Source organism: Bradyrhizobium sp. AC87j1, from assembly GCF_002936975.1.
Lineage (GTDB): Bacteria > Pseudomonadota > Alphaproteobacteria > Rhizobiales > Xanthobacteraceae > Bradyrhizobium > Bradyrhizobium shewense.
On the sequence record NZ_PTFE01000021.1, the window covers coordinates 1 to 17,065 of the forward strand.

General features: G+C 64.8%; 18 protein-coding genes. 6 read left to right on the top strand and 12 right to left on the bottom strand.

Annotated elements, in window-relative coordinates; genetic code table 11:
• The 5 genes from CV770_RS13495 to hemH all read right to left on the bottom strand — a co-directional run.
• Positions 1-237, bottom strand: a 237-nt coding sequence (locus tag CV770_RS13495; protein WP_146101285.1) for a transposase, incomplete at its 3' end; no start/stop codon positions are given.
• Positions 238-318: 81 nt separating this feature from the next.
• On the bottom strand, positions 319-762 hold the full coding sequence (locus tag CV770_RS13500; RefSeq protein ID WP_091966792.1) for an NfeD family protein: 444 nt from the start codon (positions 760-762) through the stop codon (positions 319-321).
• Positions 763-816: 54 nt separating this feature from the next.
• Positions 817-1,821, bottom strand: coding sequence for an SPFH domain-containing protein (locus CV770_RS13505; protein WP_091966789.1), 1,005 nt, complete (start codon positions 1,819-1,821; stop codon positions 817-819).
• A 223-nt stretch (positions 1,822-2,044) separates the two neighbouring features.
• A complete protein-coding gene (locus tag CV770_RS13510; protein WP_104462699.1) occupies positions 2,045-3,022 on the bottom strand; it encodes an ABC transporter substrate-binding protein in 978 nt (325 codons plus the stop codon).
• Between the two features lie 10 nt (positions 3,023-3,032).
• The gene (gene hemH, locus CV770_RS13515; protein WP_091966785.1) at positions 3,033-4,070 is read right to left on the bottom strand and encodes a ferrochelatase; all 1,038 of its coding nucleotides are present in this window, start codon (positions 4,068-4,070) and stop codon (positions 3,033-3,035) included.
• An 83-nt stretch (positions 4,071-4,153) separates the two neighbouring features.
• On the opposite strand from hemH, the gene CV770_RS13520 reads away from it, so the two are divergent.
• Positions 4,154-4,552 (top strand): MAPEG family protein, encoded by a 399-nt coding sequence (locus CV770_RS13520; protein ID WP_018316180.1) that lies wholly within the window; start codon positions 4,154-4,156, stop codon positions 4,550-4,552.
• Between the two features lie 165 nt (positions 4,553-4,717).
• Here CV770_RS13520 and CV770_RS13525 read toward each other — a convergent pair whose 3' ends face one another.
• The 3 genes from CV770_RS13525 to CV770_RS13535 are packed head-to-tail and all read right to left on the bottom strand — an operon-like array spanning position 4,718 to position 8,564.
• Entirely contained in the window at positions 4,718-5,854 is a 1,137-nt protein-coding gene (locus CV770_RS13525; protein WP_091966783.1) for a nickel/cobalt transporter, read from the bottom strand.
• Positions 5,845-6,483 carry a DUF1007 family protein gene (locus CV770_RS13530; RefSeq protein ID WP_091966781.1) on the bottom strand — a complete coding sequence of 213 codons (639 nt, stop codon included), beginning with the start codon at positions 6,481-6,483 and terminating at the stop codon, positions 5,845-5,847. Before CV770_RS13530 ends, CV770_RS13525 begins: the two co-directional genes overlap by 10 nt.
• Entirely contained in the window at positions 6,483-8,564 is a 2,082-nt protein-coding gene (locus CV770_RS13535) for a M3 family metallopeptidase (RefSeq protein WP_104462700.1), read from the bottom strand. The genes CV770_RS13530 and CV770_RS13535 overlap by 1 nt, the downstream gene beginning before the upstream one ends.
• A 137-nt stretch (positions 8,565-8,701) precedes the next feature.
• Here CV770_RS13535 and CV770_RS13540 point away from each other — a divergent pair, with 137 nt between their 5' ends.
• The 5 genes from CV770_RS13540 (at position 8,702) to CV770_RS13565 (ending at position 13,552) form a co-directional block, all read left to right on the top strand.
• Positions 8,702-8,956 (top strand): hypothetical protein, encoded by a 255-nt coding sequence (locus CV770_RS13540; RefSeq protein WP_018316184.1) that lies wholly within the window; start codon positions 8,702-8,704, stop codon positions 8,954-8,956.
• Between the two features lie 690 nt (positions 8,957-9,646).
• A complete protein-coding gene (locus CV770_RS13550; protein WP_104462701.1) occupies positions 9,647-10,789 on the top strand; it encodes a type III PLP-dependent enzyme in 1,143 nt (380 codons plus the stop codon).
• Between the two features lie 129 nt (positions 10,790-10,918).
• Positions 10,919-11,506, top strand: a complete 588-nt coding sequence (locus CV770_RS13555; protein WP_104462702.1) for a GNAT family N-acetyltransferase — start codon at positions 10,919-10,921, stop codon at positions 11,504-11,506.
• Positions 11,507-11,652: 146 nt separating this feature from the next.
• A complete protein-coding gene (locus CV770_RS13560) occupies positions 11,653-12,042 on the top strand; it encodes a RidA family protein (protein WP_104462703.1) in 390 nt (129 codons plus the stop codon).
• 67 nt (positions 12,043-12,109) lie between these two features.
• The gene (locus CV770_RS13565) at positions 12,110-13,552 is read left to right on the top strand and encodes a homospermidine synthase (RefSeq protein WP_104462704.1); all 1,443 of its coding nucleotides are present in this window, start codon (positions 12,110-12,112) and stop codon (positions 13,550-13,552) included.
• Between the two features lie 151 nt (positions 13,553-13,703).
• On the opposite strand, the gene CV770_RS42570 is transcribed toward CV770_RS13565, so the two are convergent.
• From CV770_RS42570 to CV770_RS13585, 4 genes are all read right to left on the bottom strand, one after another.
• Complete coding sequence (locus CV770_RS42570) at positions 13,704-14,033, bottom strand: hypothetical protein (RefSeq protein WP_165637897.1); 330 nt, start codon at positions 14,031-14,033, stop codon at positions 13,704-13,706.
• 101 nt (positions 14,034-14,134) lie between these two features.
• On the bottom strand, positions 14,135-14,851 hold the full coding sequence (locus CV770_RS13575) for an MgtC/SapB family protein (RefSeq protein WP_104462706.1): 717 nt from the start codon (positions 14,849-14,851) through the stop codon (positions 14,135-14,137).
• A gap of 121 nt (positions 14,852-14,972) precedes the next feature.
• Entirely contained in the window at positions 14,973-15,992 is a 1,020-nt protein-coding gene (locus tag CV770_RS13580; protein WP_201759835.1) for a WD40 repeat domain-containing protein, read from the bottom strand.
• On the bottom strand, positions 15,992-17,038 hold the full coding sequence (locus CV770_RS13585; protein WP_104462708.1) for a CobW family GTP-binding protein: 1,047 nt from the start codon (positions 17,036-17,038) through the stop codon (positions 15,992-15,994). Before CV770_RS13585 ends, CV770_RS13580 begins: the two co-directional genes overlap by 1 nt.
• Between the last annotated feature and the right edge of the window lie 27 nt (positions 17,039-17,065).

Sequence of the window (17,065 nt, forward strand, 5' to 3'; positions counted from 1 at the left end):
CTCCAGTTCGCGCTCCGAAAGACCGTAGAGCGACTGCAGCAGCACCGCGCGAAACAGCACAAGCACCGGATAGCCTGGACGACCGGGGCTCCCTTCATCCCGCAAATGGCCGATCAGCTTCTCGAACCGGTACCACTTGACCAGGCCAGCCAACCGATCCAGCGCCGCATTGGCGCCGGCGCCCTTCGGCATCAGCGCTTCCACAAAGCTCGGCTGTCCTGTCCGCTTCACCGCCATCGATACCTCCAAGGCTTTGACCTAGGGAATCACAACTGGCGGATTACGCAACAGGCCCACAAGGGGAGAGGGAAGAAATCTTCACGCCGCCGCCACGGTCAGATTGGCACCGTCCACCTGCACCACCTTCACCCGCGTCCCGGCCGGCGTATCCGGGCCGGCGACGCGCCACACCGTGTCGCCGATGCGCACGGTGCCGCTGCCGTCGATAATCGGCTTCTCCAAGGTGAACTCGCGTCCGAGCAGTGCCTCGGTTCGCTTGTTGAGGAACGGGCTGGCGCTTGCTTCCGACTTCGGCCGCGCAAGGCGGCGCCATATCGGCACGGCGGCGGCGGCAAACACCGCGAACATCACGAGCTGGATCTGCCACGATATGACGACGGTGAACGAGATCAGGCCGACGAGCAGCGCGGCGAGCCCGAGCCAGAACAGGAATATGCCCGGCGCCAGCACCTCCAGCGCCATCAGGATGAAGCCGAAGATCAGCCAATTCCAGCTGCCGAGCGATACGAACATGTCGGTCATGACACGACCTTCCATCATGGTGCACGCCCCCGTCGAAGGGTCGTGCTCCGGTGACTATCCCTGCCGCGGCGGCACCGCCGGCGGCGTGCTGCCTGTCGTCGGCACCGAGCCGGTGCGACGGGCGGCGGCGGCCGCAGAGGCTGCGCTTTCGCCGAACGTTGCCTTTGCGATCTCGCCGATGCCGGCGAGCGAGCCCAGCATGGAGGTTGCTTCCACCGGCAGCATGATGATCTTCTGGTTCGGTGCGTCCGCGAACTGGCCGAACGCCTTGATATATTTGTCGGCGATGAAATAGTTCAACGCGGCGACGTCGCCCTTGCCGATGGCTTCCGATACCGCCAGCGTCGCCTTGGCTTCGGCCTCGGCCAGACGCTCGCGCGCCTCGGCGTCGCGGAAGGCGGCCTCGCGGCGGCCTTCGGCCTGGAGGATCTGGCCCTGCTTGGCGCCCTCGGCGCGCAAAATCTCGGACTGGCGCTGGCCTTCGGCGGCGAGAATGTCGGCGCGCTTGACGCGCTCGGCCTTCATCTGCCGGCCCATGGCTTCGACGAGGTCGGCGGGCGGCACGATGTCCTTGATCTCGATGCGGTTGACCTTGACGCCCCAGGGCGACACTGCGGCGTCGACGACGCGCAGCAAGCGTTCGTTGATCTCGTCGCGGTGCGACAGCACCTGGTCGAGATCCATCGACCCCATCACCGAGCGGATGTTGGTCATGGTCAGGACCGTGATCGCCTGGGTCAGATTGGCAACTTCGTAGCTTGCCTTCGCGGCGTCGAACACCTGGTAGAAGGCAACGCCGTCCACCGTCACCGTAGCGTTGTCCTTGGTGATGACTTCCTGCTCGGGGATGTCGATCACCTGCTCCATCATGTTGATCTTGCGGCCGACGCGATCGAAATAGGGCACGATCAGATTGAGCCCGGGGCTCAGCGTCTGGGTGTATTTGCCGAACCGCTCGATGGTCCAGTCATAGCCCTGCGGCACCGTCTTCACGCCGGCGACCAGCGTGACGATGACGAGCAAGACCAGAACAATCGCGAAAATGTCGAAACCGCTCATATTTCCTCCAAGGCGGGAAAAAGCCCTTTCCCGCGCTGTCATTGGTCGGGAGCGCGACCCTACCGGTTCAGCGGTCGCAATTCACGTCGGTATCGATCCAATTCTGCACAAGACATCCAAACGGGGAACGATCAAGATATGTATTTGTAGCGGGCCCTTGAAAGCGTGCAGCGGAAACCCAGCGGCAAAAATTAACGAATCCGAAGGCGCGCATTGGACGACTTCATTCGATAACGTCATTCGCTAGGGCGATGAGGCCCGGGTGAAGTGTGACGCCACACTCCCTGGCGGCCTTGAGGTTGACCGCAAGCTCGAACTTGGTGGGGTTCTGCACTGGCAGGTCGGCTGGCCGCGCGCCCTTCAGAATGCGGTCGATATAGTCCGCGGCGCGGCGGAGCTGCTCGGCGCTGTCGGTGCTGTAGGACATCAGCCCGCCCTCCTCGACGAAGGTGCGGCTCCAGAACACCGCGGGCACGCGCGCCTGCGCGATCGCCGCCAGAAGCTGGCCGCGATTGGCCATGGTGAAGAAGTCCGGCAACACCAGCAACCCACCGTCTTTCCGCAAGCCCAGCGCCGCGATCGAGGCCGCGTCATGCACCGGCGCGGGCTCGACCGTCACCTGAAGGGCCCGTGCCGCGTCCTCGATGGTGCGCAGCATCAGCGGCGCGAACGGCGCGGTGGCAGGATTGTAGACGACGAAGACGCGAGACACCTTTGGCGTGACTTGCGTCAGCATCTCCAGCCATTTGCCGGCCAACGGGCCGTCGTAATCGGTGAAGCCGGTGACGTTGCCGCCGGGATGCGCGAGGTTATCGACAAAGCCCTGGCTGACGGGATCTGTGACGACGGCGAACACGATCGGGATCGTCGTGGTGCGCTGGCGCAGCTCCTCGACCGAGGGTGTGCCGACCGCCAGCAGGACGTCGGGCTTGAGCGCGATCAGCTCGTCGGCGAGCTGCGCGATGCGCGCGCGGTCGCCGCCGCCGCTGCGCCAGTCGATCTTGAGGTTGTCGCGCTCTTTCAGGCCATGTCCGGCGAGTGCCTCGATCAGGACCATGCTGCGGGTCTGGCCGATCGCATCATCGGCAGCCGTGACCGAGAGCACGCCGAGCCGGCGCGCCGCGTTCGGCTGCTGCGCCAGCGCCGGGAGCGGCAGCGCGACGACGGTCCCAAGAAGCGCCAGACACTCACGGCGGTTCATGGGGCGCCCATCAGATCCAGCCCTGGAGCTCGCGCAGCACCAGGGTGCGGATCACGTCCATGCCCGGGTTACTGTCGTTGAGGCAGGGGATCGCGGAAAACTGCTCGCCGCCATTGTGCTTGAAGATCTCGGCGTTCTCCTGCGCGATCTCCTCGAGCGTCTCCAGGCAGTCGGCGGAAAAGCCCGGCGTCACCACCGCGAGGCGGCGCACGCCTTCCTTCGCGAGCCGCTCCATGGTCTTGTCGGTATAAGGCTGGAGCCACTCGGCATTGCCGAAGCGCGACTGGAAGGTCAGCAGCAGTTTGGTCTCGTCCATGCCGAGCCGGCGGCGCAGTGCCGCCGTGGTGGCGATGCAGTGCTGCTGATAGGGATCGCCCTTGTCGACATAGGATTTCGGCATGCCGTGGAACGACGCCACGATCAGCTCCGGCTTGAAGGACAGCGTTGCCAGATGCGTCTCGATCGAGACGGCAAGCGCCTCGATATAGGCCGCGTCCTCGTAATAAGGCGGCGTCACCCGCAGCGTCGGCTGGTTACGCAAACGGGCGAGCACGCGGAACACTTCGTCACACACGGTCGCCGAGGTCGAGGCGGAATATTGCGGATAGAGCGGGACCGCCAGGATGCGCTCGCAGCCTTTCGCGATCAGGGCGTCGATGCCCGACTTGATCGAGGGATTGCCGTAGCGCATCGCCCAGTCGACCACGACGTGGGCACGGTCCGACAGGGCGGCGGCGAGCTTGTCGCTCTGCGACCGTGTGATGGTCTTCAGCGGCGACTCGTTCTTCTCGGTGTTCCAGATCTTCTGGTAGTCGAGCGCCTTGGTACGGGGGCGGCTGCGCAGGATGATCCCGTTCAACACGAACTTCCAGACCAGGCCCTGGTCCTCGATGACGCGGGCGTCCGAGAGGAACTCCTTGAGATAGACCCGCACGCCGGGCGCATCGGCCGTGTCGGGCGTTCCGAGATTGATCAGGAGCACGCCAGCGCGCGGCAGGGCGGATTGGGCGGCCGGTCTCGCGGCCTCGATCGGGACGACACTGGTCATGGCTCTGTGGGTCGCGCGTTGGTCCGAACTTGTCAAGATGAGCCCGTTTTCGCTAGGGTCGCACCCAGGCGGGGGAGGCAAAGATGACACTCGCGGAATGGTGCGTCTTTGGAGCGCTGCTGCTCTATCTGTCGACGATCGGCTCGATCAAATGGATCAGGTTTCGCCGCTTCGACAATTCTCGGCCACGCGACCCCGCCTTCTACGAGGACGCGCTCTCGCAACGCGCGCTCGGCGCGCACCAGAACGGCATCGAGACCTTCCCGTTCTTCGCCTTCGCGGTGCTGCTCGCCGAATTCAGGGATTCGCCGCAGCGGCTGATCGACGAGCTCGCGGCCCTCTTCCTCATCGTCCGCCTCGCCTATGTGCTGACCTATCTCGGCAACCGCCCGACGCTGCGCTCGATTCTCTGGAGCATCGGCTTTGCGATCAATCTCGGGATCTTCTTCATGCCGGCGCTGAAGCGGTTTCTGCCGGTGTGAGGTTTTCTTCCCTTCTCCCCTTGTGGGAGAAGGTGGCGCGAAGCGCCGGATGAGGGGTCTCCCTCCGCGTATTAACCTGCCAGAGGCTCGATCGCGGAGAGACACCCCTCACCCGTCTCGCCGCTCCGCGGCGAGCCACTCCCACAAGGGGGAGAGGGGAAGAACTCAAAAACACGTCGTCCGCTCGGCCGCGATGTAGCCGAACAAGAGGCCTGCGCCGAACAGCAGCACGACGCCCGCGGCGGCGAATTCGATGCCGCGCATGAACAGCGCGCCGCCGCCGTCGCGGCCGGCGCTGAGGCGGGCGGCGATGTCCTTGGCAGAAACGGCGACGACCGCGATGGCCGCGACCGTGATCGCGGTACCCAATCCCATCAGGAAGGTGGCGGCGATGCCGGCCCAGAAGAGGCCCTGGGCGAGCGCGAACACCAGCACCAGGATCGCGCCCGAGCAGGGGCGGATGCCGACGGTCAGGATCGCCGCAAAGCCGCGCCGCCAGCCACCGGGGCCGGCGAGCTCGCTCGGCGTTGGGCCGTGGGAATGGCCGCAATGTTCGTCATGAACGTGGTCATGCCCGTGGTGGGCATGGGCGTGCGCATGACCATGATCGTGGTGATGGTGATCATGACCGTGATCGTGATGATCGTGGGCATCGTGATGATGGTGATGACCGTGATCATGATCGTGCGGCACGCCGGCGATCGCCGGCACCGGCTGGGCCGCCTGCAGCGCCCGGATGAAAATGCGGCCCTTGACCCAGACGAGACGCAGCCCGAACAACGCGATCAGGGCGTAACTCGCGATCTCGATCGCCCCTTCCGCCTTGCACATGGTCTTGGCGGTCGCGTTCAGCACCCAGGCCGAGATGCCGACGATGAGGATCGCGACCAGCGACTGCATCAGAGCCGAGGCGAAAGACAGCGCGATGCCGCGCCGCGCGGTCTCGCGGTTGGCGACGAGATAGGAGGCGATCACTGCCTTACCATGGCCGGGGCCGGCGGCGTGGAAGATGCCGTAGGCAAACGAGATGAAGAGCAGCGTCCACACCGCCGAGCCGTCGGACTTGGCGGCGCGAATGGTCGCCGACATCTGGCGATAGAATTCCGACTGTTTTGCCAATAGCCAGCCGATGAGGCCGCCAGCCTCGGGCTGGGCCGCCTGCGCCGGCCGCGGCGCGCCGAACGGGTTTTGCGCGAAGACATCGTGAAGCGCAGCATCCGCCACGCTCACGACGAGGAAAACAGCCGCGCAGGCAAGCAGGCCGCCTACAAGCCGAGAATGAAGACGGCCGATCAAGGGCAATCCACCGTGATCTTGTTGGCGAACATCATGCCGAAATTCGAATTCTCGCCGTTCATGAAGGTCTGCTCGTTGAGCTTCTGCGCGCTCGCGGTGCCATCGCTCGGGCGCTCCAGCTTCATCTGGCAGCCAGCGGGCGCGCCCACCAGTTTCACCGGGCTTTCCTTGGCCATCTGGAAGTCGATGAAGAAAGAGCGGTCGAACACTTCGAGCACCAGCTGCTTGGACTTGACCGGGTTCTTTAGCGGCAGCGTGAAGTGCAGGGTCAGCACCGTATCCTTGTAGTCGAGGAAATAGTCGACGGGCTCCTGGAATCGCTCCTTCTTGCCGTCGGCTCGCGCAAAGGTGAAGTAAGCGTATTCCTTGAGCGACTCGACGTTGGTCTGCGCCAGCGGCCCGAGCTCCTCGCGCGTATAGGCGCCCTTGGTCTTGCTCTCGAGCCCCTGCACCGCATAGGACGAGAACATGTCATCAAACGTCCAGGCGTGGCGGACGCCGGTGATCGAGCCGTCCTCAGCGTAGAGCAATTCGCTGGTCGCGGTGATCCAGACATGCGGGTGTGCGCTCGCCGCACCCGCGGCGAGTGACAGGCCGGCGGCGAGCAACAGGCCGAGAAGGGCGCGCATGCCCATCAGGCCGCCTTCGCGTCGTGGAGCAGCCCGCGGCGGCGGAGAAGCGCGTCGGGTTCGGGTGGGCGGCCGCGGAAGGCCTCATAGGCGGCCTCGGGATCGATCGATCCGCCGCTCGAATAGATGTCGTCGTGCAGGCGCTTGGCGACGGCGGGATCGAAGATGTCGCCAGCCTCCTCGAACGCGCCGAAGGCGTCGGCGTCCATCACCTCCGACCACATGTAGCTGTAATAGCCGGCGGCATAATGATCGCCAGTGAAGATGTGACCGAACTGGGTCGGACGGTGGCGCAGCGCGATCTCCTCGGGCATGCCGATCTTCTCCAGCTCGCGTCTCTCGAAGGCGCGCACGTCGCTGGCCGCTTCGGCCGGCTGGGTGTGGAATTCGAGATCGACCAGGGCCGAGGAGACGAATTCGACCGTGGCAAAGCCCTGGTTGAATTTTCGTGCGGCCAGGAACCGCTGCAACAGCTCGTCCGGCAGCGGCTCGCCGGTCTGGTAATGGCGGGCGAACTTCTGGAGCACCTCGGGCCGCTCCTGCCAGTGCTCATAGAGCTGCGACGGCAGCTCGACGAAATCGGTGAAGACGGAAGTGCCCGACAGCGACGGATAGGTCACGTTTGAGAGCATGCCGTGCAGGCCATGGCCGAACTCGTGGAACAGGGTGCGGGCATCGTCGGGCGACAGCAGCGAAGGCTCGCCGCCGGCGCCCTTGGCGAAATTGCAGATATTGAGAACCAGCGGCGCAACATCGCCGTCGAGCTTCTGCTGGTCGCGCAGCGAGGTCATCCAGGCGCCGGAGCGCTTCGACGGCCGGGCGAAGTAGTCGCCATAGAACAGCGCCTTGTGCTTGCCGTCGGGGCCCTTGACCTCCCAGACCCGGACGTCGGGGTGCCAGACCGGAACGTCCTTGCGCTCCTCGAAGGTGATGCCGAACAGGCGCGTGGCGCAGTCGAAGGCGGCGGCGATCATGTGGTCGAGCGAAAGATACGGCTTGATCGCGGCGTCGTCGAAATTGGCGCGCTGAAGGCGCAGCTTCTCGGCGTAGAAGCGCCAGTCCCAGGGAGCGAGCTTGAAATTGCCGCCCTCTTCCGTGATCAGCGCCTGCATATCGTCGCGGTCGCCGAGCGCCCGCGCCCGCGCCGGCTTCCAGACCCGCTCCAAAAGGCTCCGCACCGCGTCCGGCGTCTTGGCCATGGAGTCCTCCAGCCGATAAGCGGCGAAGGTCGGATAGCCCAACAGCTTGGCGCTCTCTTCCCGTAGCTTCAGGACCTCGACGATGGTTCCATTGTTGTCGTTGGCATTGCCGTTGTCGCCCCGCGCGGTGAAAGCCTTGTAGACCTTCTCGCGCAGATCACGCCGGGCGGAGCTCTTCAGGAACTGTTCGACCGAGGAGCGCGACAGCGTGACGATGGCCTTGCCTTCCATGCCGCGCTCTTCTGCCGCAGCCTTGGCGCTGGCGACGAAGCTCTCCGGCAGGCCCTGGCGGTCGGCCTCTCCCAGCTCCATGACCCAGTCCTGCTCGTCGCCGAGCAAATGATGGCTGAAGCTGGTGCCGAGTTGGGCGAGCCGCTCGTTGATCTCGGCCATCCGCATCTTGGCCTCGTCGGAGAGCCCGGCACCGGCGCGGTGGAAGCGGGTGTAGGTGCGCTCCAAGAGGCGAAGCTGCTCCGGAGCCAGATCCGGATTGGTGCGGTTCTCGTGCAGCTGGGCGATGCGGCCGAACAGCACGGCGTTCATCATGATCGGATTCCAGTGCCGTGCCATCCGCAGAGAGACCTCCTTGTCGATCTCCAGGATGGCCGGGTTGGAATGCGCCGAAACGAGGTCGTAGAACACGGCCGCCACCTTGCTCAGCAGCTTGCCCGAGCGCTCCAGCGCCGTGATGGTGTTGGCGAAGTCGGGCGCGGCCGGATCGTTGGTGATCGCCGCGATCTCGGCGGAGTGGTCGGCGAAGGCCTGCTCGAAGGCCGGGAGGAAATGCTCCGGCTTGATCTCGTCGAAGGGCGGGGTCGCAAACGGCGTCACCCAGGCCTTCAGCAGCGGGTTGGTCTCGGAGTCCGTAATTTGGCGGGGTTCTGACATCACAAGTCCCGATTTCGTGGCTCAATTGTTGCGGCCAGCTATAGCACGCGATAGGGCTTTTTTGGGCCATTTGGCCTTGCTCCCGGCCGCCTTTTCGGGGAGATTGCGGCCCTCGAAGACTAGGGATCCCTGAGCCCATGAACGCGCCTTCCTCCTCGTCCCGCCAGATCGCCTGGCCAAGCGTCATCACCGTCATCAGCGCCGCCATCCTGATCGGCGCGGAGGTGTTCGGCGCGGCGTTCGCCGGCGGCTGGGCGCTCGCGATCCTGTTCGGGCTCGGCGACCAGGGCACGCACATCCTGCAGGCCGTGCTGTTCGCGCTCGGTGTGCTCGTGATGACCGCGTTCATCCGCGCGGCCCAGCGTGTCGAGCCCTTCACGAAGCGCCGCTGACGCTTCTCGCGCGCGAGAGACGCGCGCGCTGCCACAGAAAACTTAACGCGTGTTCATCTTCCGCGTCGCTCGCGCAACACCGCGCAAGCAGATGTTAGGCAATTCTGTTCTCAGCCTAAAAAAATTCTTGCGAAGCTGATTCAAAACGCTTATGTGCGCTCTTGCCCAATTTCGCACGTGCCTGTGGTCGTGTGTCAGTCGGTAGGTATCCGGACAAGAGGCCGGACAGCCGCCAAGGGGTGAAGAAGCCGAGGGGCTCTTCGGAAGTGCGGAAGTCGGAAGACTGAAGGTCGCAAGGCCTGAAGGTCGGACGAGGAAGCAAACCCGGAGCGTCCAGCATCTCTCTCAAAGAGATGCCTTGTCGAAGGTGACTTCGCTCTTTGCAACCGTGACTGGCAGCCGGAGGCGAACCGGCGCACCCCGCTCTCAACGGGGGACGCGACTTAAAGCAACGACGGATCGGGCTTTTTTGGTCTCTACCGGCATTCCAACGCCGGCGCGGGCTACTGAAAAGGCTTGTCCTTCATTGCCAGGTGTGCGGGCGGGAAATTCCCAACCAATCCACGGCAGCACAATTCGGTCTAGGGGTCTTTGCCCTGTCGCGTCTCCATCGTGCGGCAGCGGCGTAGCACCCTCGTCCGAGAACCACTTTGAACGAGCTCCGTCGCTGGGGCCGCTTTGGAGAGTGCTATGACCGAACGTATCCAGGAATTCCTGCGCAACCGCCGCAAGGATGGCCTCGACACCGAGCCGTGCCTCGTCGTCGACCTCGAGGTCGTGCGCGACAATTACCAGACCTTTGCCAAGGCGCTGCCCGACAGCCGCGTGTTCTATGCCGTCAAGGCGAACCCGGCGCCGGAAGTGCTGGCGCTGCTGGCATCCATGGGCTCCTGCTTCGACACCGCGACGGTCGCCGAGATCGAGATGGCGCTGGCCGCGGGTGCGACGCCCGACCGCATCTCCTTCGGCAACACGATCAAGAAGGAGCGCGACATCGCGCGCGCCTTCACGCTCGGCATCCGGCTGTTCGCCGTGGATTGCGCCGCCGAAGTCGAGAAGGTCGCCCGTGCCGCACCCGGCGCGAAGGTGTTCTGCCGCATCCTCTATGATTGCGCCGGCGCCGAGTGGCCGCTGTCGCGCAAGTTCGGCTGCGACCCGGAAATGGCCGTCGAGGTGCTCGACGTTGCCAAGCGCCTGGGCCTGGAGCCGTGCGGCATCTCGTTCCATGTCGGCTCGCAGCAGCGCAAGGTGAAGGCGTGGGACCGTGCGCTGGCGATGGCCTCGCAGGTGTTCCGCGACTGCGCCGAGCGCGGCATCAACCTGTCCATGGTCAACATGGGCGGCGGCTTTCCGACCAAGTACCTGAAGGACGTGCCGCCGGTCGTGACCTACGGCCGCTCGATCTTCCGTGCGCTGCGCAAGCACTTCGGCAACCAGATTCCGGAGACCATCATCGAGCCGGGCCGCGGCATGGTGGGCAACGCCGGCATCATCGAATCCGAGGTCGTGCTCATCTCGAAGAAGAGCGACGAGGACGAGGTGCGCTGGGTCTATCTGGACATCGGCAAGTTCGGCGGTCTCGCCGAGACGATGGACGAGTCGATCCGCTACGCCATCCGCACCGCCCATGACGGCGCGGACATGACGCCGTGCGTGCTCGCGGGTCCGACCTGCGACAGCGCCGACGTGCTGTACGAGAAGAACCCGTATCCGCTTCCCGTCACGCTCGAGATCGGCGACAAGGTGCTGATCGAAGGCACCGGGGCCTATACGTCGACCTACTCGTCGGTGGCCTTCAACGGCATCCCGCCGCTGAGGACGTACCACATCTGATCCGCCTCTTTCTCTGAGGCCTGACGAACCCGGGAGCCGGCTTGCCGGCTCCTCCCTGACATTTCGATCTGACGACGTCTTGGACAGGCGTGCTGCGCGCACGCCGGTTCGAGCGGGAACTGATGCGCCATGACCGCTTTTCGGAAGCCACAGATCGCCCTCACCTCGAAAGCCGCTCCGTTCGTGATCCGCGCGGAGCGTGCTGCCGACGTCGCTGTGCGTGAAACGCTGCTCGATGCCTGCTTTGGCGAAAACCGCCACGGCCGCACCTGCCAGCGCTTGCGCGACGGACGCGCGCCTGCCGCAGGCCTTGCCCTGTCGGCGGTGCGCGAGGGCAAGCTCGTGGGAACCGTGCGGCTGTGGCACGTCAGCGCCGGAGGCAGGCCCGCTTTGGTCCTTGGACCGCTGGCGGTAGACCCTGCCTGCCGCGAGCTCGGGATCGGCGCCGCGCTGATGCATCAAGCGCTGGCCGCCGCCCGGGCGCGCGGGCATGCCGCCGTGATCCTGCTCGGCGATGCCCCCTATTATGCCCGGTTCGGCTTCTCGGGCGAGAAGACCGGCGCGCTGGCGCTGCCTGGCCCGTTCGAACGCGACCGCCTGCTCGCGATCGAATTCCAGGAGGGTGCGCTCGATGGCGCCGAGGGGATGATCGTCCCGACCGGCGCGCCCCTGTCCAAACGGAGGGTCCTTCGCGCCCTCCATGCGCACGCGGCCTGAGGGATTGCCATGATGGCGACGACCGAAGCCGCGTAAAGCGGCAACGCTCGGCTGCGCCGTCCTGACGCCTGTTCTTTCGGGGTTGCGCAGGCCCGAGAAACGCCCTTTAACCCCGCGAAACACGCCTTTCAGTCGAGGTCCGAAACATGTCCCGTCGCCTCATCTCCACCGGCTCTCCCCTCGAGAAGACCGTCGGCTACAGCCGCGCCGTGATCGACGGCGAGTTCGCCTTCGTCGCGGGAACCACCGGCTATGACTACACCACGATGACGATGCCGGCCGATGTCACGAGCCAGTCACGCAACTGCTTCAAGACCATCGAAGCCGCCCTGAAAGAGGGCGGATTCGCGATGGCCGATATCGTCCGTGCGACCTATTACGTCACCGACGCCAGCTACATCGATGCCCACTTCGCCGTCTGTGGCGATGTCCTCGGTGATATCAGGCCGGCGGCGACGTTGCTGGTCGTCAGCGCCCTCGCCAAGCCCGAGATGAAGGTCGAGATCGAAGTCACCGCCAAGCGCCGCAGCATCTGACCAGCGCCGCAGCGCCTGATCCACCCCTCACCATTTGTTTGCCAGCACGTTCCGGAGAAACCATCCCATGAGCCCCGCCTCGCAGATCTACGCGAAGATCACCGGTCCCATCGTCATGGTCGGCTTCGGCTCCATCGGCAAAGGCACGCTGCCGCTGATCGAGCGGCATCTCGACTACGACAAGTCCCGCGTCACCGTGATCGATCCCAAGGACGAGGGCCGCAAGGCGCATTGCGAGAAGCAGAATGTGCGCTTCATCCAGAAGGCCGTGACAAAAGACAATTATCGCGAGTTGCTGACCCCACTGCTCACCGAAGGCGGCGGCCAGGGCTTTTGCGTCAATCTCTCGGTCGATACCGGCTCCACCGACATCATGGAGCTCTGCAACGAGCTCGGCGCGCTCTACATCGACACCGTCAACGAGCCCTGGCTCGGCTTCTATTTCGATTCCTCGAAGGGCCCGGAAGCGCGCTCCAACTACGCCCTGCGCGAAGCCACGCTGGCCGCCAAGCGCGCGCGCCCCGCGGGATCGACGACGGCCGTCTCCTGCTGCGGCGCCAATCCAGGCATGGTCTCCTTTTTCGTCAAGCAGGCGCTGCTCAATGTCGCCGCCGATCTGAAGCTCAATGCCCCCAAGCCGAAGACCAAGGCCGAATGGGCGGATCTGATGCGGCAGGCCGGCATCAAGGGCATCCACATCGCCGAACGCGACACCCAGCGCTCGAAGAAGCCGAAAGAGCCTGACGTTTTCGTCAACACCTGGTCGGTGGAAGGCTTCCTGTCGGAAGGCGTGCAGCCGTCCGAACTCGGCTGGGGCACCCATGAAAAATGGATGCCCGAGAACGCGCGGACCCACGAAGCCGGCTGCGGCGCTGCCATCTACCTGATGCAGCCCGGCGCCAACACCCGCGTGCGCACCTGGTGCCCAACCCGCGGTGCGCAATATGGCTTCCTCGTCACCCACAACGAGTCGATCTCGATCTCCGACTATTTCACGGTGCGCGACGCATCGGGCAAGGCGGTCTACCGGCCGACCTGCCACTACGCCTATCATCCCGCCGACGATGCCGTGCTGTCGCTGCACGAGATGTTCGGCCGCGCCGCGAAGATGCAGGAGAAGCACCACATCCTCGACGAGAACGAGATCGTCGACGGCATCGACGAACTCGGCGTGCTGCTGTTCGGCCACGACAACAATGCCTACTGGTACGGCTCGCAGCTCTCCATCGAGGAGACCCGCAAGCTCGCGCCCTACCAGAACGCCACCGGCCTGCAGGTGACCTCCGCCGTGCTCGGCGGCATGGTGTGGGCGCTGGAAAACCCGAACGAAGGCATCGTCGAAGCCGACGAGATGGATTTCGATCGCCTGCTGGAAATCCAACTGCCCTATCTCGGCCCGGTGAAGGGGTTCTACACCGACTGGACGCCGCTGACGGACCGTCCGGGACTGTTCCCGGAAGATATCGACACCAGCGATCCCTGGCAGTTCCGGAATATTCTGGTGCGGTGAGGGACGCGAGTCTTCGGCCTCACCACAGCTGTCATGCCCCGCGAAGGCGGGGCATCCAGTACGCCGCGGCGTCTCGGTTCAATCACTACGCTCTCTGGAATACTGGATCGTCCGCCTTCGCGGACGATGACACCGTTGGTCTATCAGACAGCTACTTCTTCTCGATCGGCGGCGCGATCTTCTCCGCCGGTGCCGGCGGCAGTGCCGGCTTGGTCGCCGCGCCTTGTGTCTGCGGCTCGGGGCGTGCGGGCTCGGGGGCCGGCGTGGTCGGCCGGTCGCCGCCGGGCTTGGCTTCCGCGGGCACCTTGCTCTGCTCGTCAGAGGGCGTGCCCTGCAACGGCGGCGTTGCCTGCGCCATCTGCAGCCGGCTCTCGGCGCGGATCTGCGCGATCGATAGGCCTGATATCGCGACACCTGCTGCGAACAGCGAACAGGCGATCACCAGGTCGAGTTTCAGTCTGCGCTTGTCATTGACTGTCATGTCGATCATCCGCCTTTGTCCGCGGGATCAACGAAATTGCCCGACCAGGGTTCCGTTCCCGGCAAGGCGGAACTGCACGCCTGCGCGCCAAAACGCCGAGCTTACTCCGTCGTGCTGACTTCCCAGGTCGCGTGGCGGATGCCCGGCAGATGCTGGAGATCGGTCGCCACGGTGTTCAGCTCGTTCGGGTCGACCGCGCTCGCGACGAGCTTGGCGACGATCTCCAGCATATCCTCGCCGATCTCGACGACCTCGATACCGGCCACCGGATATTTCGCGGCTTCGAGCTTGTCGACGAGGCGATCACGCATGTCGGGCAGGGCGTCGGCGGTAACCGCGAGCTTGAAATAATAGGTCGCCTCCAGCGCCTTCTCGTTCAGCGGGATGCGGTTGATGGCGTTGACCAGCGGGCGCAGCATGGTGTTGCCGGCGATCACGAACACGGTCAGCGCTGCAGCCTGCGCGATCATATCGGCACCGGCACAGGAGCCGACCGCGGCCGAGGCCCACAGCGTCGCGGCGGTGTTGAGCCCGCGGACGTCCATGCCCTGCTTCATGATGACGCCGGCCCCTAAGAAGCCGATGCCGGAGACGACATAGGCGATGACCCGCACCGCGCCGTCGGCGCCGTCCAGCTGCATGGCGAGATCGACGAAGGCGGCGGCGCCGACCGCAACCAGCACATTGGTGCGCAGGCCCGCGGTGCGTTGGCGATATTGCCGCTCGGCGCCGATCAGCGTGCCCAGCACGAAGGCCGTGGTCAGGCTGACCAGCGTGTCGAGGAAATCAGCAAGCTGGAAGGTCGTCAGAAATCGCATGAATGTCAGCTGCCGTAGGGTGGGCAAAGCGAAGCGTGCCCACGGCTTCCGTCAACGCAAAAAGATCGTGGGCACGGCGCAAGAGCGCCTTTGCCCACCCTACGGCCTAAAGGATGACAGATTAAAGCTCCAGCATTCCGCCGTCCCCATTTTCGTCGGCGAAAGCCAGCAGCGTGCCCTTCGCATTCCAGGCGATCGCGGCGACAGGGGGCGTGCCATTGCGGCGGACCAGGATCTCGGCGCCGTCCTCCAGCCGCACCATCAGCACGGTGCCGTCGCTGTAGCCGGCGGCGAGGATGTCGTTCTTCGGATGGCAGGCGACCACCGACACCCGCGCCTGCAGCGGCGCGAGCATTGCGGGCTCCTTGCCCATCGGGCCGTCCTTGCTGGCGAACGGCCACAGGATGATGGTGTCGGCGCCCGAGGTCGCCAGCGCCTTGCCGCCCGCGCTCCAGGACATCGAGCGGACGCGGCCGGGATAGCCGGTCATGCGCATATGCCTGTTGTCGGCAAGTCGCCAGCCATGCAGCGCCGCTTCGTGCATCGTGGTGACCAGGAATTTGTTGTCGGGGCTGAAGGTGACGCCGAGATGCGAGCCGGCCCAGGGCAGGAATTCGGCTGATCCCGCCATGTTCGGAAACCACAGCGTCGCGCCGTTGTAATGGGCGATCGCGAGCCGCAGTCCCTTCGGCGCGAAGGCAAGGCCGCCAACGGTCGAGGGCACCTCGAGCGACTTCTCCTCGGTCTTGCCGCTCTTGACGAAAGCCGTCTTGCCGGCCGACCAGGCGTAGGAGCCGTCCGCATGCAGCGCCACCGCATCTATCCAGCGTCGCTTGGGATCGGTGGCGAGCAGCGTCACCTCGCCCTTGGCGTCGAGCGAGACGACCTTGCCGTCGTCGCCGCCCATCACCAGGCGCTTGCCATCGCAGGCGGTGGAGAGAATGCCGCCGCTGTGAACAGTGACCGTGCTGATCTCGCCCTTGTCATCGACGAACGCAACATTCTCCTCGCCGCCGACGAAGGCGGCGCGATCCCTGAGGAAATGCACCGAGGTCACGCCCATGCCGAGCGTAACGGGCTTGACGCGATCGGTGACGGAGACGATCGAGGCGGAATCGGGGGCCGGCGAAAACTCTTTCATCACGAGACGATGCAGCTCTCAAAACCCTTGCGGATGGCTTCTTCCGGCAGTTCGCGGCCGATGAAGACGAGGCGGCTCTCGCGCGGCTCGCCCTCCTTCCACTTCCGCTGGTGGTCACCCTCCAGCATCATGTGGACGCCCTGGAAGACGTAGCGGTCGTCGTCGTCGTGGAAGGCGAGGATGCCCTTGGAGCGCAGGATCTTGCCGCCCTCGACCTGCACCAAATTCTGCAGCCAGGGCATGAACACGTTCGGATCGAGCGGCTTGTCAGTCTTGAGCGACAGCGACTGCATGTCCTCGTCGTGATAGTGCTTCAGGCCGTGACCGTGATCATGGTGGTGATGATCGTGGCCGTGATGGTGGTGATCATGGTCGTGGTCATGATCTTCGGCCTCCAGGAAGTCCGGCTCGATATCGAGGATACGGTCGAGATCGAAGGCGCCGCGGTCGAGCACGTCGGCCAGCGCCACCGAGCAGCGCTCGGTGCGGTGGAGTTTCGCATAGGGATTGATGCCGCGGATGCGGGCCTCGACCTCGGCAAGCTCACCCTTGCTGACGAGATCGGTCTTGTTCAGCACGATGACGTCGGCAAAGGCGATCTGGTTCTTGGCCTCGGGCGCGTCCTTGAGCCGGTCGGACAGCCATTTGGCGTCGGCCACCGTGACCACGGCGTCGAGCCGCGCATTTTTCTGCACGTCCTCGTCGACGAAGAAAGTCTGGGCGACCGGGGCCGGATCGGCAAGGCCGGTGGTCTCGACGATGATGGCGTCGAACTTGCCCTTGCGCTTCATCAGGCCGTCCATGATGCGCACGAGGTCACCGCGCACGGTGCAGCAGATGCAGCCATTGTTCATCTCGAACACTTCCTCATCGGCGCCGATGATGAGGTCGTTGTCGATGCCGATCTCGCCGAATTCGTTGACGATGACGGCGTATTTCTTGCCGTGGTTCTCCGACAGGATGCGGTTCAAGAGCGTGGTCTTGCCGGCGCCGAGATAGCCGGTCAGGACGGTCACAGGGATTTTGTGCGAGGTCGCTTCAGACATAAGAACTCCGACATCAGGCTTTTTCGC